Origin of the sequence: Candidatus Synechococcus calcipolaris G9, from assembly GCF_029582805.1 — a bacterium.
GTDB classification, from domain to species: domain Bacteria; phylum Cyanobacteriota; class Cyanobacteriia; order Thermosynechococcales; family Thermosynechococcaceae; genus Synechococcus_F; species Synechococcus_F calcipolaris.
Genome location: NZ_JAKKUT010000001.1, coordinates 149,544 through 163,142 on the forward strand (window position 1 = coordinate 149,544; position 13,599 = coordinate 163,142).

The following is a 13,599-nucleotide window of genomic DNA, read 5'->3' on the forward strand; positions in this document are numbered from 1 at the left end:
ATTAACCCTTAAAGTGCCGCTGGTAGAGCGCTTTGAAATGCTGCTGCTGGACACGATGATCGACGATCGCCGCCGGATAGTCACAGCGTTGGCGATCGAGGGGGGGGATTTGCCCTGTCAAGAGATCGGCGGTATCAATTCCCCGCAACTCCGGTAGCCATTGGCGAATGTACTCTCCTTCCCCATCAAACTTTTGGGCTTGACTTGCCGGATTAAAAATCCGTAAAGGCTTGGGGTCCATACCACTGGAGGCACTCCACTGCCACCCCCCATTATTCGAGGAGACATCCCCATCAATCAGATGTTGCATGAAGTATTTTTCGCCCCATTGGGGTTGAATCACTAGGTCTTTGGTTAAAAAACTGGCCACAATCATACGACAGCGATTATGCATCCAGCCCGTTTCATTCAGTTGGCGCATGGCCGCATCCACAATCGGGTAGCCCGTTTGCCCCTGACACCAAGCTTCAAAGTAATCTAGGCGATTTTCCCAGGGAAAGGTGGCAAAGCCGCTGCGGTAGGGCCCAGCCTCTAGTTCGGGAAACCAATACATGACGTGCTGATAAAATTCACGCCAAGCCAGTTCCTTTTGCCAGGTTTGCACACTGGCGCGGGCTTCGTCACTATTGCAAGCAGCCATGGCCTGCTCACTGGCGGCCCAAATCTGACGGATCCCCACCACGCCAAATTTAAGGGCGGGACTCAGCAGGGCCGTTCCCGGCTGGCCAGGATAGTTGCGGGCTTCGCCGTAGTCGTAAATGGCTTGAGCAGTAAACCCATCTAACTGGTTTTTTGCTGCCCGTTCCCCGGGTTCCAAAACGAAGGGCCCATCCCAATGAAATCCTAGATCCTTGGCGGTGGGGAGGGCGATCGCCCCCAATTGCTTGACCTGCTCTAACTCATCGGCGGTTAATCCCAGCAAATGGGTGGGGGCAGAGACCGGGGCCGGCTTGTCCAGGGAGACCCATTTTCGCCAAAAGGGACTATAGACGGTGTAGGGGGTGTCCTGTTGGGTGTAGACCTGATCGGGGCTGTGCATTAATTGATCCCAGCAGGTTTCCACCTTAATGCCCCTAGCTTGGAGATGATTCACCACCTGGCGATCGCGCTCCTTGGCATAGACTTCCACATCATGGTGCCAGTGAACCGCTTCTACGTTCAGGGCCTGGGCAAGGGCAGGAATGAGTTGAATTGGGCTTCCCTGAACAATCAGCAAAGTCCCCCCCAAGTGTTCATAGGATCGTTGTAATTCCTGAAGAGAGCCGATCATATAGTGAATCCGCACTGGAGCCATATCATCCCGACTCAAAATAGCTGGATCCAAGCAAAATACACCCACAACTCGCGGGGTGTGGGAGCAAGCCTGGCTCAAACCAGTATTATCGTTAATCCGCAGATCGCGGCGATGCCAAAATAAACGAAGGGGAGGCGAGGTCATTGTTTGAACGAAAACATTTTTGCCATACATGCCCGCTCAATGGGCTGTAATGTCGAGTTATCCGGGGCATCCCCTAGCTGCTGAAACTCAGCAAAGCTCATTTGATCCTGAATGCCTTGGATCATGCAGGTACAAAAACTGGTGCCGCGATTACTAAAACCTGGGGGGGCCTTTTGCTGAAATTTTTGGGTACAGTCGGTGATAAAGCTTTCTACTGCTTCGGGGGGGTAACTTTCAGCTAGGGCAGGGGCGATACCCCCAACGGCCAAGCTAAATAGGGGGGCCATGACAAAAAGAGGAACGGCAAAAAGAGATTTCATAGAAAATTAACCTGAAACTGCGGGATTGTATACATTCAGTCGATTATTTTATTCTCGCAGATCAATGGTGGCAGATCAAAAACCGCCCAACTGACTGCCGCAGGGTTCGTAAAAGGCTCGTTTTCGGAAAATTGCATAGGCAAGTGGCCATCGGCTCAAAAATCGTTAAGATTAGTAAACAATATCCGCCTTTTTATTTTGTATCTATATAAATATGCACCCTTCCGTTGCCCCAACCCTTTCCATTCCCAGCCCTCTTGAGATGAATGGTTCTCATCCAAGTCATACACTGGCTCATTTTAGCGATCGCCACATTGGCCCCAATGCCCAAGACATTGCCGAGATGCTAGAGGCCTTGGGTGCAACCGATTTAGAGACCTTCACCGATCAGGTGATTCCGGCGGCAATTCGCAGTGCCGATTCCCTGGCCCTATCAACGGCCAAGAGCGAAACCGAAGCCCTTGAAACATTACGGGCGATCGCCAGCAAAAACCAAGTGTGGCGTAGTTTTATCGGCATGGGCTATGCCAACTCTATTACGCCGGCGGTGATTCAACGCAATATTCTCGAAAATCCCGGCTGGTATACCCAATACACCCCCTACCAAGCGGAAATTGCCCAGGGTCGTTTAGAAGCACTCTTAAATTTCCAAACCCTTGTCTGTGAGTTGACGGGCCTGGACATTGCCAATGCCTCCCTATTGGATGAGGCCACCGCAGCGGCGGAAGCCATGACCATGAGCCTCAATCTCTGTAAAAATTCCCAGGCAAATTGTTTTTTAGTGGCCGCCAATTGTCATCCCCAAACCCTAGGGGTGCTGCGTACCCGGGCTAATCCCCTCGGCATTGACATCCAGGTGATTGATCCAGAAGATCCACCCACGGAATCCCCCCTGGTCTTTGGTCTGCTCTTGCAGTATCCGGCCACCGATGGGGCCCTCATTGACCATCGCCATCTGATTGAGTGGGCCCATCAGCAGGGCCTCCTGGTGACCATGGCCACGGATCTATTAGCCTTGACCCTACTAGCCCCCCCTGGAGAACTGGGGGCAGATATTGCGGTGGGTAGTAGTCAACGGTTGGGGGTTCCCTTGGGTTATGGAGGCCCCCATGCGGCCTTTGTTGCCACCCGTGCAGCCTATAAACGGAATTTACCCGGTCGCTTGGTGGGGGTGTCCAAGGATGCCATGGGTCAACGGGCCCTGCGTTTAGCACTGCAAACCCGGGAGCAACATATTCGCCGGGAAAAGGCTACGAGTAATATCTGTACGGCCCAGGTTCTGCTGGCAGTCATGGCCAGTATGTACGCGGTATACCACGGTCCCCACGGTCTGCGGGCGATCGCGCAGGGGGTCTATGATCTGACGAACCAATTAGCCCAGGGCTTGGAACAGTTGGGCTATTCTCTCAAGCACGATCACTTTTTTGATACCCTCTGGGTTTCCCTGGGTACTTTGCCCCTCGATATTCTCAAGGAGCGGGCGGCGATCGCCCAGATTAATTTACGCTATGGCGATGGGACGTGGGTGGGCATTAGTTTAGACGAAACCACCACGGAAACGGATATTCGGGATCTGCTGGGATTATTTACCCCCATTGAGCAACGGGAGTCACAAGACCCCCTAAATTGCCACCCCCTGACAATGACTGCCTCTGGGAATGGTACCGTCCCCAAGCGCATCCCACCCACCCTCACCCGAACCAGTCCCTATCTGAACCAACCCGTTTTTAATACCTACCATTCTGAGCACGGTCTCCTGCGCTATATCCACCGTCTCCAGGCTAAGGATCTATCCCTAACCACTTCGATGATTCCGCTGGGATCCTGCACGATGAAGCTGAATGCTACGGCAGAAATGATCCCCGTCAGTTGGCCCGAGTTCAGCCAAATTCACCCCTTTGCCCCCCTGGATCAGGCCCAAGGCTATCAAACGCTGTTTCACTCCCTGGAGGGAATGCTGGCGGAAATTACCGGGTTTGCCGGGGTCTCTCTCCAGCCCAATGCTGGTTCCCAGGGGGAGTATGCCGGCCTGTTAGTCATTCGCCGCTACCACCAGGAACGGGGCGATCGCCAACGCAGCCTTTGTCTAATTCCCACCTCAGCCCATGGCACCAATCCCGCCAGCGCAGTCATGGCCGGCATGGAGGTTGTCACGGTGAATTGCGATGCCCAGGGCAATATTGATCAAACCGACCTGAAACAAAAAGCTGAAGCGGCCGGCGATCGCCTAGCGGCCCTGATGATCACCTATCCCTCGACCCACGGTGTCTTTGAAGCCGGAATCCGGGAGATCTGCCAAATCATCCATGATCAGGGTGGTCAAGTCTATATGGATGGGGCAAATATGAATGCCCAGGTGGGATTATGCCGCCCCGGTGAGTTTGGCGCGGATGTGTGTCATTTGAATCTCCATAAAACCTTCTGTATTCCCCATGGTGGGGGTGGACCGGGGGTGGGGCCCATTGGCGTGAAGGCCCATTTAGTCCCCTTTTTGCCCAGTCATCCCCTAGAAGATCACCGCACCAGTATTGGCCCGGTCACGGCGGCCCCCTGGGGCAGTGCCAGTATTTTGCCCATTTCCTGGATGTACATCACGATGATGGGAGGCGCGGGGTTACGTCTAGCTACCCAGGTTGCTATTCTCAATGCCAACTATATTGCCCAGCGGTTGCAGCCCTACTACCCTGTCCTATACAAAGATCACCAGGGCTTAGTGGCCCATGAATGTATTTTGGATCTACGCCCCCTGAAAAAGACCGCCGGCATTGAGGTGGAAGATGTTGCCAAGCGACTAATGGATTATGGTTTCCATGCCCCAACGATTTCCTGGCCCGTAGCGGGAACAATGATGATTGAACCGACGGAAAGTGAAACCAAGGCGGAGTTGGATCGCTTCTGTGAGGCGATGATTTCCATTCGGGCTGAAATTGCCGCCATTGAAAATGGTACGAGCGATCGCCGGGATAATCCCCTCAAGCAGGCCCCCCATCCAGCCCTAGCCGTCACTGCGGATCATTGGCCCCATAGCTATCCCCGTTCCATAGCGGCCTATCCCAGTCAATCAACTCAGGATTTTAAGTTTTGGCCCGCCGTTGCCCGGATTGATAATGCCCATGGCGATCGCAATTTAGTCTGTACCTGCTTACCGGTAGAAGCCTACAGCGAACAGTCAACAACTTAATGGCTATAAATTCTCAGGTCACTCACTCCCTAAGCCTCCCTTCTTGGTAGGATGATCACCAGTCCTTACCACCTGTCCCACCGTGATCGATATCAAGCTACTCCGTGATGATCCAGAGGCCTTTCGCAATCGTCTGGAGCGACGAGGGGACTATGACCTCGAACCCATTTTGGAATTGGATCGCCAACAACGGCAACTTGAACAGGAGCGATCGCAACTACAGGCCCGTAGCAATACCATTGGTGGCTTCGTGGGGGCAAAAATCAAATCCGGGGTATCCCCAAAATCCGCCGAGGTTAAGGCACTAAAAGACGAGGCCAGTGAACTCAAGGGGCGTCTGAGCCAACTGGAACCCCAGGAACGGGAACTCAAGAGCCAGTTAGACCAGTTGCTTCTGACCATTCCCAACTTGCCCAGTGACACCACACCCATTGGCAAGGATGAGCAGGATAATGTTGAGGTGCGGCGTTGGGGGGATGATCTCATTGCCGGGGGCGATCGCCTACCCCATTGGCAGATTGCCGAGAAGTTGGGCATTTTGGATGTGGCTCGATCTGTAAAGGTTGCCCAAAGTCGATTTGTCACCCTAGTGGGGGCCGGTGCTGCCCTAGAGCGGGCCTTGATTCAATTCATGCTGGATCGCCACACCGCCCAGGGATATATTGAGGTGCTGCCCCCCCTTTTAGTGAATACGGCCGCCCTCACGGGAACGGGTCAACTTCCCAAATTTGCGGAAGAAAGTTTTCGCTGTGCGGAGGATGATCTCTGGCTTATTCCCACCGCCGAAGTTCCCGTTACCAATCTTTACCGGGATGAAATTATTCCTGGGGAGCAACTGCCCATTTACCACTGTGCCTATACCCCTTGTTTTCGGCGAGAGGCGGGCAGTTATGGACGGGATACCCGTGGTCTCATCCGTCTGCATCAATTTAGTAAGGTGGAACTGGTGAAATTTGTCCCACCAGAAACCTCAGCCCAAGAACACGAAGCCCTAGTGGCGGATGCAGCAGCTATTTTAGAGGCCCTGGGTTTGCCCTACCGCGTCATCGAGCTTTGTACCGGCGACTTAGGATTTTCAGCGGCAAAATGTTATGACCTCGAAGTGTGGCTACCAGCCGCAGGTTGCTATCGGGAAATCTCCAGTTGCTCTAATTTTGGGGATTTTCAAGCCCGTCGAGCCAAGATTCGGACAAAGGAAGCAAAGCAAAAAGGAACCCAATTTGTCCACACCTTAAACGGCTCCGCCTTAGCAGTGGGACGAACCATGGCGGCTATTTTGGAAAATTATCAAGAGGAGGGGCGAGTGCGCTTACCAGAGGTATTACAACCCTACTTGGGCCGGGAATTTCTCTAAATCCAAAATAGTACAGATGTTAATGACCTATCCCCCCTAGGTGCATTGCGTCAATCAAATAACCGGGGTTTACTAGGATCGTTGCTCCGTCAATGGGGTGACAAATAGTAATCATTTTTTGGTGTCCGATGCGCCCCAAATCATTCTTGAGTTCAACCATACCCCTATTAGCCATCACTGTGGGCCTTGCTGGTTGCCAGGGAACTCCAGAGGGAACCCTAGATATTTTTGTGACTGGGGAAGAACGAATTTCCGAAGGGTTTGAAACAAAAGATGGCTGGCAACTCCACTTTGATCATGCTTACGTGACCCTGGATAACATAACGACCTACCAGACCAATCCCCCCTTTGAACCGGGGCAGACCCTACAAGCGACCACTGAGGTTAAACTTTCTGGCCCAAAAACGGTAGACATGGTTGCCCCTGACCCCGTCCTGATTGAGTCGGTCATGGCTCCCACAGGCCATTACAATGCCCTGTCCTGGGAGGTAGTTGAACCCACGGCGGGCCCCAGTGCCGGAAGTGCCCTGATGTTGGTGGGAACGGCCCAGCGGCAGGATGAGGTGGTGAATTTTTCCCTAGGGTTTCCCATGGCTCTGCGTTTTGTCTGTGGGGAATACATTGGCGATGAGCGCAAAGGCCTGGTGAGTACGGAAAATAGGGCTGATCTGGAAATCACCTTTCATTTTGATCACCTGTTTGGGGATGCAAAGAAGGATAAGGAATTCAATGACGCTGCCCTAGATTTTTCTACCCTGGTGACCCTCAGTGGCGATCGCCCCCTGGAATTGGATGCCGCCGCGATCGCTGAAAAATTAACTCCTTCCCAGAGGACACAGCTAGACAAGATATTGGCAAGTTTGGGCCATGTCGGTGAAGGTCATTGCCAAGAGGAGTCCACTAGATTATGACGATGAACCCTAGATCGGTTGCTTTCCCTTGTTCGTCTAATGCCCTATCCCAGGGTGTAACTGCCCTAGGGCTGATGCTATTGACCTTTGGCCTTCCCTTGGTTTGGTCGGGCCGGGCTCTCGGCCATGCAGTGGTGCTGAACTACCAACCCATTCAAGAAATTGAAATTCAAGCCAGCTATGATTCTGGGGAACCCATGGCCGGTGGTCAGGTCTTGATCTATGCCCCGGATACGCCCACCCAGCCCATAATGCAGGGATTGACCGATGATCAGGGCCGGTTTCGCTTTCAACCCGATGGCGATCGCCCTGGCTATTGGCAAGTCCAGGTACGTCAGGCGGGCCATGGTGGTCGCCTGAATATTTTAGTGGAGTCACCTCAGTCTGACCCAACATCGGAATTGGCTCCAGAATTAACAATAGAACGTTCCCAGGTGGAACAGATGGGACAGCCAGGAACCTACACACCGTTGCAATTAGGGATTATGGTCGGGGCCGTTTTTTGGGGAAGTTTTGGCACGGCCTGCTTTTTTTGGTCAAAAAAACAATCCTCAGTCCCCAATTAACGCATCTCACATTAAGTAAGAGTTAACGAAAACTAACGATGCATATTCCTGATGGTATTTTGCCCCCTTCGGTTTGTTTAACTGGGTATGGTGCCACGGGATTACTCACCTGGGCATCCTTAAAGCAACTTCAGCGACAATATACGGATACCAGTGAACTGGTGCCCCGCACGGCATTTTTGACCGCAGCATTTTTTGCCGTATCCTTAATCCATATTCCGGTTCCCCCCACCAGTGTCCATCTCATGCTGCCGGGTTTAATGGGGGTATTGTTGGGGTATGCTGCCATGCCAGCTATTTTAATTGGTGTCTTTCTTCAGGCAGTGATGTTTGGCCATGGTGGATTAACAACGGTGGGGGTGAATACCTTGATTTTGGGGATACCGGCCCTAGTTGCCTATCACATCTTTGCCAGTTATCGATGGTTAGGGCGGCATTGGCCCTTTTCGGGGGGGCGATCGCTCTGGGCCTTTTTAGCGGGAGCCAGTGGCGTGGTGGTGGCGGTTTGTTTATTTAGTGGCTTACTCTTGGGATTTTTGCCCACCCAATTGGATCGGGAAACGGAGCAACTGGCTATTTTTATTCTGGTGATGGCCCATCTTCCCCTAGTCATTATTGAGGGTGTGATGACGGCGGCGATCGTTAATTTCCTGGGGCGCGTTAAACCAGAGTTACTCTATTAGTATGCTAGTGTGCCCTATTGTCCCTAGAATGTCATCTTAACAATGTCGTCCCTAAATGTCCTCTCTTAGAGATTCCCTTCCCTTAATTTGGCCAGCGTTAATTTTATCTGTAAAAATCACCATTGTAACCAGTGGTTGTCTGCTAGTGATTGGTTTAGGGTTAGGAATCTTTCTAGCAAAAAAACAATTTCCAGGAAAAATTCTGATCTCCACAGTCTTATCCTTACCCTTGGCGTTACCTCCAGTGATTGTGGGCTATTTTCTCCTACTAGGTTTAGGACGCAGTAGCCCCCTGCAAAGTTGGTTGGGCATTGATCTACTCTTTACCTGGCAGGCCGCTGCGATCGCCGCAACAGTGGTGGCCTTACCCTTGATGGTGGAATCCACTCGGGCAGCTATTGAAAATGTGGATCCGGAACTGGAAATGGCTGCCCGTACCCTAGGCTCTACTGAGATCGGTCTTCTTTGGCAGGTCACCATTCCCCTGGCCTATCGTGGAATTCTCGCTGGCTTTGGTTTAAGTGTGGCCCGTGGGTTGGGGGAATTTGGAGCAACCTTAATGATTGCCGGAAATATTCCTGGACGAACCCAAACTATGCCCTTAGCCATTTACCATGCGGTACAAACCCAACAGTATACATTAGCTAACATAATGGTTTTAATTATGACGATCCTTGCTTTTTTAGTGCTTTGGTGGGTACGATTTTTAGAATCCCATCATCCCCAAAGCCGAGGGAAAACAACGTCTCATCCCAAACGAGAACATCGCTAACAAAATTAAATTACTAATAAAAATTATTTCCAGGAGTGTTAAATAATGCGCTTCAAACAATATATCTACTGGTTTTTACTACCACTCATTACGCTGGTTTGGATCGTGGGTTGTACTCGGACACCGCCGATCGCCTCTACGGAGCTAACAGTCTCCTCGGCGATCGCCCTTACGGAACCCTTAGAAGCTCTCAAACCAATATATCAAGAGAATCATAATCCGATTAATATTACCTATAATTTTGGTGCATCAGGGCTTCTCAGGCAACAGATTGAACAGGGTGCCGATGTTGATGTATTTATTTCAGCTTCTCAAAAAGACATGGATGATTTGGCGAACCAAAACCTGCTGGTGTCGAATACACGGGCGAATATTGTTGAAAACAGAATTGTTTTAGTGATACCCAAAAAAGCTAATTCAATTCGGATCACAGGGATGGAGGACTTAACGAAGCCTGAGGTGAATAGAGTTGCGATCGGTAACCCGGCTACCGTTCCGATGGGTAGATACTCTGAAGAGATTTTTAAGAATTTAGATTTGATGGACGCAGTGCAATCCAAACTCATTTTTGGTGAAAATATTCGCCAGGTTTTAAGCTATGTGGAAACAGGCAATGTGGATGCGGGTTTAGTCTGGGTGACAGATGCCAATACGACGGATCAGGTGACGATCGTGGAATCTATTTCCGAAACCTTGCATTCTCCAGCGATTTATCCAGCGGCGGTGGTAGCTCAAACATCCCATCTTGAGTCGGCGACTGCCTATGTGCAGTTTCTCCGCAATGAGCAGGCCAAAAAGATATTTACCGAGTATGGTTTTATCCCTATTCCCTAGAGGGGTTGTCAGGATGAGGTCTAAAAGGAAATGGGTTCTGGCCATGGCCTGGCTCGTGTTAGCAGGTTGCCAGGATTTACAGGGGTTTATGCCACCGCCGGTAATTGAAGGAGCCGGTATCAATAGCCAACAGGCGGACGAACATCCTTCCCTGAGTGCCGATGGTCGTTACTTAGCCTTTGCTAGCGATCGCCTGCAAAGTCGGAATATTTATCTCTACGACCTGGAAACACGGCAGTTTCTGCCCCTACCTAACCTGAATCGCCAAAACTCCAGCCAAGATCAGCCCTCCCTAAGTGCCAATGGCCGGTTTATTGCCTATATTTCAACGGAACGGGGTCGCCCCGATGTCTTTGTCTACGATCGCCAAACCAATCAACCCCAATTAATCAGCCAGGCGGTTCAAGGGATTACCCGTTTCCCCACCATTAGCGGGGATGGCCGTTTTGTGGCGTACCAGAGTAGTGAACGGGGGCAATGGCATATTGAAATTTTTGACCGCGGCCAGTGATGAATCTCTAGCATGGGATAACCTGCAAAAACCGTCAGACTAGATCAGACTTAATCAAATCCGATAACGATAGAGCCGCAGGGCATTACTCACCACGGAGATGGAACTCAAGGCCATGGCGGCCCCAGCAAAGATTGGGTTGAGGAGCCAACCGGCCAGGGGATAAAACAGGCCCGCTGCCAGGGGGATGCCCAGGGTATTGTAGACAAAGGCAAAAAATAGATTCTGACGAATATTGTTCAGGGTGGCCCGGCTCAACCCTAGGGCCGCGACGACACCCCCCAAGTCTCCGGTCATCAGGGTTAAATCACTGGCGGCGATCGCCACGTCGGTGCCGGTTCCAATGGCAATGCCCACATCTGCCTGGGCCAGGGCCGGGGCATCATTAATGCCATCCCCGACAAAGGCAACTCGACCATCCCGCTGCAAGTCCTGAATGGTGGCCGCTTTTTCGGCGGGGGTGACTTCGGCAATAACGGTATCAATTCCGAGGGTCTGGGCGATCGCCTGGGCACTGGTGGCATTATCTCCCGTGAGCATGACAATTTGAATGCCCATGATCTTCAGGGTACGGATCGCAGCGGCGGCGGAGGGTTTCACCGTATCCGCTAGGGCAAAAAGACCCTGGATCTGCTGATTGCGGGCGATCGCTACCACGGTGTGGCCCTGGGCGGCTAAATCTGCGGCCCGCGATCGCCAGGATTCAATGGGGATATCTGATTGGGCCAACCAGCGGAGGGTTCCCACCTGAATCCGTTGATCCTGAACCGTCCCCGTGACCCCATGGCCAGGAATGGCCTGAAACTGCTCTACGGGCGGCCAGGTCTGCTCTTGGTTCTGGGCATAGGTGACAATGGCTTGGGCGAGGGGATGTTCCGATTGTTGCTCCACACTGGCGGCCAGTCTTAACAGTTCCAATTCCCCTTGGGCCCCCGGCAACTGGGTGAGAAAGGTGGTGACACTGGGGGCCCCTAGGGTTAGGGTTCCGGTTTTATCAAAGACAATGGTTTGGATAGTTGCTGCATATTCGAGACTGGCGGCGGTTTTCACTAAAATTCCCTGTTTAGCTGCTTGGCCGGTTGCCACCATAATCGAGGTGGGGGTGGCTAATCCGAGGGCGCAGGGACAGGCAATGATTAAAACACTGACGCTAGTAGTCATGGCCATGGCCACATTGCCGCTGAAGAGTAGCCAAGTGATCAAAGTGAGAAGGGCGATCGCCAGAACCACAGGCACAAACCAGGCGGTAATTTGATCACCGATCTGCTGAATGGGGGGCTTTGAGGCTTGGGCCGACTCCACCAGTTCAATAATTTGGGCTAGAACCGTCTCGCTACCAATGCGAGTCACAACCATGACCACACTGCCCGTTTGATTGAGGGTTGCGCCAATGACCTCATCCCCGGGCCCCTTATCCACGGGTAAACTTTCACCACTGATCATGGATTCATCAATACTGGTGTGCCCCTGCTCAATTTGGCCATCAAGGGGAATGGTTTCCCCTGGCTTCACCCGCAGGCGATCGCCCACTTGGATTTGCTCTAGGGGGACAATCTCTTCTCTCTGATCGCGAATCACCCGGGCCGTCAGCGGTTGCAATGCGATTAACTCCCGCAGGGCCGCCGTGGTGCGTCGTCGGGCCCGGGCCTCTAGCTGTTGCCCCAATAGGACGAGGGTAATCACAATGGCCGCCACTTCGTAGTAGAGGGGGGGCATGGCCCCGTGGGGATGCTCCCCTTGGTCAGCCCAAAGAGTCATTCCCACAGAAAATAAAAAGGCCGCACTCGTACCCAGGGCCACCAAGGTATCCATCGTTGCCGTGCGTCGTTTCCAGGCGGCGATCGCCCCGTGGTAAAAACCACTGCCGCCCCAGACCATCACCGGCAATGTCAGGGCAAACTGTACCCAAGGCTCCTGGAAAACCATCAGGGACGCTGGTAGGGCAAGGCCCGTCATCATGGGTACGGAACCCACAAAAAGTAAGCTACTGGCAACGGCACACACCAGAAATTTAGGGGTAAACACTGGCAGCGGTTGCTCAGAGGAGGATGCCGCTGTGATCTCCGTTGCGCCATAACCCGCCTGATCTAAGGCCTGCTGGAGTTGGCGTTGATGGATGAGATCGCCATCATAGGTGACCCGCAATTGGCGATTGGCCAAATTCACCTGGTAGGCCGCCACTCCAGGGGTTTGCTCCATCACCCGCTCCACGGAACGCACACAACTGGCACAGTGCATTCCCGTTAATTCAAAGGTTACTTGGGCCATGGCTGCGACGCTTTCCCTTCAGGTCTGCAACCAGCCTAAAGGGTCTAGTCTACTGGAGAGTCAAGCTCCGTATTGAGTTCCTCTTGCTCCTGCGCATCTAATGAACTGGGGGGAGAGCCAGTGGCGGCAGGTTCAGGAGAGTCGTTTTCTAGCGTTGACTCCAAGTCAGGGGAAACAGTTGGCTGACTTTGCCATTCGGAGACGGGGCGGGTCACGGCATTGAGTAAGTCCGTGGACACCAAGACAATCTCCATTTCCTCCAGCAGTGTTTCAGGAGGATCTACCTGGGCATACACCTTCTCTTGATCAAAGGTGCGATTGCCGATGAATAGGCGATGACGGGTCTGATCCGCAAGGGTAATATCCACCGTGGCGGTGGGCTGACCGAGGCCAAATTCATAGATGGTTTGGGATGGCACATCCAGGGAGCGATCGCTACGGCTCGTGGCCAATAAATTCAACAAAAATACGACGGCTCCCTCTTCGGCCATACCGGCAACGGGTTTGAGTATTTTCCACTTTCCCGAATCATCTCGCTGGAGTTCGATCACCCCATCCCTAGTTTGAATCCGCAAACCAATGACATCGGACTCCTGAAAGGTAAAGAGTTCGTCGGCGGTGGTCACTTCCGAAGCGGGGGGAGGCAGTTGCTGTTCAAAAAAATAAAGACCGCCACCGAGAATGATCGCAGTGGAGAGAAGAATGAGGGTCTTTGATTGGATGCCAATGCCCATAACTTGAAAAGTATATGTGTTCCCGAG

12 protein-coding genes are annotated in these 13,599 nt (G+C 52.4%); 8 read left to right on the forward strand and 4 right to left on the reverse strand.

The window, feature by feature from the left end:
• Position 1: 1 nt before the first annotated feature.
• Positions 2-1,438, reverse strand: coding sequence for an FAD-binding domain-containing protein (locus tag L3556_RS00760; protein WP_277865393.1), 1,437 nt, complete (start codon positions 1,436-1,438; stop codon positions 2-4).
• Positions 1,435-1,758: a hypothetical protein gene (locus tag L3556_RS00765; RefSeq protein ID WP_277865394.1), complete on the reverse strand. Its 324-nt coding sequence runs from the start codon at positions 1,756-1,758 to the stop codon at positions 1,435-1,437. Before L3556_RS00765 ends, L3556_RS00760 begins: the two co-directional genes overlap by 4 nt.
• 262 nt (positions 1,759-2,020) lie before the next feature.
• Here L3556_RS00765 and gcvP point away from each other — a divergent pair, with 262 nt between their 5' ends.
• From gcvP to L3556_RS00805, 8 genes are all read left to right on the forward strand, one after another.
• Complete coding sequence (gene gcvP, locus L3556_RS00770) at positions 2,021-4,939, forward strand: aminomethyl-transferring glycine dehydrogenase (protein ID WP_277865769.1); 2,919 nt, start codon at positions 2,021-2,023, stop codon at positions 4,937-4,939.
• An 82-nt stretch (positions 4,940-5,021) separates the two neighbouring features.
• The gene (serS, locus tag L3556_RS00775) at positions 5,022-6,293 is read left to right on the forward strand and encodes a serine--tRNA ligase (RefSeq protein WP_277865395.1); all 1,272 of its coding nucleotides are present in this window, start codon (positions 5,022-5,024) and stop codon (positions 6,291-6,293) included.
• A gap of 128 nt (positions 6,294-6,421) precedes the next feature.
• Positions 6,422-7,204 (forward strand): DUF4382 domain-containing protein, encoded by a 783-nt coding sequence (locus L3556_RS00780; protein WP_277865396.1) that lies wholly within the window; start codon positions 6,422-6,424, stop codon positions 7,202-7,204.
• Positions 7,201-7,770, forward strand: a complete 570-nt coding sequence (locus L3556_RS00785) for a carboxypeptidase-like regulatory domain-containing protein (protein ID WP_277865397.1) — start codon at positions 7,201-7,203, stop codon at positions 7,768-7,770. Before L3556_RS00780 ends, L3556_RS00785 begins: the two co-directional genes overlap by 4 nt.
• Positions 7,771-7,808: 38 nt before the next feature.
• Entirely contained in the window at positions 7,809-8,453 is a 645-nt protein-coding gene (gene cbiM, locus L3556_RS00790; protein ID WP_277865398.1) for a cobalt transporter CbiM, read from the forward strand.
• A gap of 55 nt (positions 8,454-8,508) precedes the next feature.
• The gene (gene modB, locus L3556_RS00795; protein WP_277865399.1) at positions 8,509-9,225 is read left to right on the forward strand and encodes a molybdate ABC transporter permease subunit; all 717 of its coding nucleotides are present in this window, start codon (positions 8,509-8,511) and stop codon (positions 9,223-9,225) included.
• Positions 9,226-9,270: 45 nt separating this feature from the next.
• Entirely contained in the window at positions 9,271-10,059 is a 789-nt protein-coding gene (gene modA, locus L3556_RS00800; RefSeq protein ID WP_277865400.1) for a molybdate ABC transporter substrate-binding protein, read from the forward strand.
• A gap of 43 nt (positions 10,060-10,102) precedes the next feature.
• Complete coding sequence (locus L3556_RS00805; RefSeq protein ID WP_277865401.1) at positions 10,103-10,570, forward strand: TolB family protein; 468 nt, start codon at positions 10,103-10,105, stop codon at positions 10,568-10,570.
• Between the two features lie 54 nt (positions 10,571-10,624).
• Here the strand turns inward: L3556_RS00805 and L3556_RS00810 are convergent, their stop codons facing one another.
• Together L3556_RS00810 and L3556_RS00815 are read right to left on the reverse strand one after the other, a co-directional pair.
• Complete coding sequence (locus L3556_RS00810; RefSeq protein ID WP_277865402.1) at positions 10,625-12,838, reverse strand: heavy metal translocating P-type ATPase; 2,214 nt, start codon at positions 12,836-12,838, stop codon at positions 10,625-10,627.
• Positions 12,839-12,882: 44 nt separating this feature from the next.
• Positions 12,883-13,572: a DUF4340 domain-containing protein gene (locus tag L3556_RS00815; RefSeq protein WP_277865403.1), complete on the reverse strand. Its 690-nt coding sequence runs from the start codon at positions 13,570-13,572 to the stop codon at positions 12,883-12,885.
• Positions 13,573-13,599 lie beyond the last annotated feature (27 nt).

Coding starts and splice junctions, on each gene's coding strand:
- L3556_RS00760 (WP_277865393.1), bottom strand. CDS start 1,438: ATGACCTCGCCTCCCCTTCGTTTATTTTGGCATCGCCGCGATCTGCGG.
- L3556_RS00765 (WP_277865394.1), bottom strand. CDS start 1,758: ATGAAATCTCTTTTTGCCGTTCCTCTTTTTGTCATGGCCCCCCTATTT.
- gcvP (WP_277865769.1), top strand. CDS start 2,021: ATGAATGGTTCTCATCCAAGTCATACACTGGCTCATTTTAGCGATCGC.
- L3556_RS00780 (WP_277865396.1), top strand. CDS start 6,422: ATGCGCCCCAAATCATTCTTGAGTTCAACCATACCCCTATTAGCCATC.
- L3556_RS00785 (WP_277865397.1), top strand. CDS start 7,201: ATGACGATGAACCCTAGATCGGTTGCTTTCCCTTGTTCGTCTAATGCC.
- cbiM (WP_277865398.1), top strand. CDS start 7,809: ATGCATATTCCTGATGGTATTTTGCCCCCTTCGGTTTGTTTAACTGGG.
- modB (WP_277865399.1), top strand. CDS start 8,509: ATGTCCTCTCTTAGAGATTCCCTTCCCTTAATTTGGCCAGCGTTAATT.
- modA (WP_277865400.1), top strand. CDS start 9,271: ATGCGCTTCAAACAATATATCTACTGGTTTTTACTACCACTCATTACG.
- L3556_RS00805 (WP_277865401.1), top strand. CDS start 10,103: ATGGCCTGGCTCGTGTTAGCAGGTTGCCAGGATTTACAGGGGTTTATG.
- L3556_RS00810 (WP_277865402.1), bottom strand. CDS start 12,838: ATGGCCCAAGTAACCTTTGAATTAACGGGAATGCACTGTGCCAGTTGT.
- L3556_RS00815 (WP_277865403.1), bottom strand. CDS start 13,572: ATGGGCATTGGCATCCAATCAAAGACCCTCATTCTTCTCTCCACTGCG.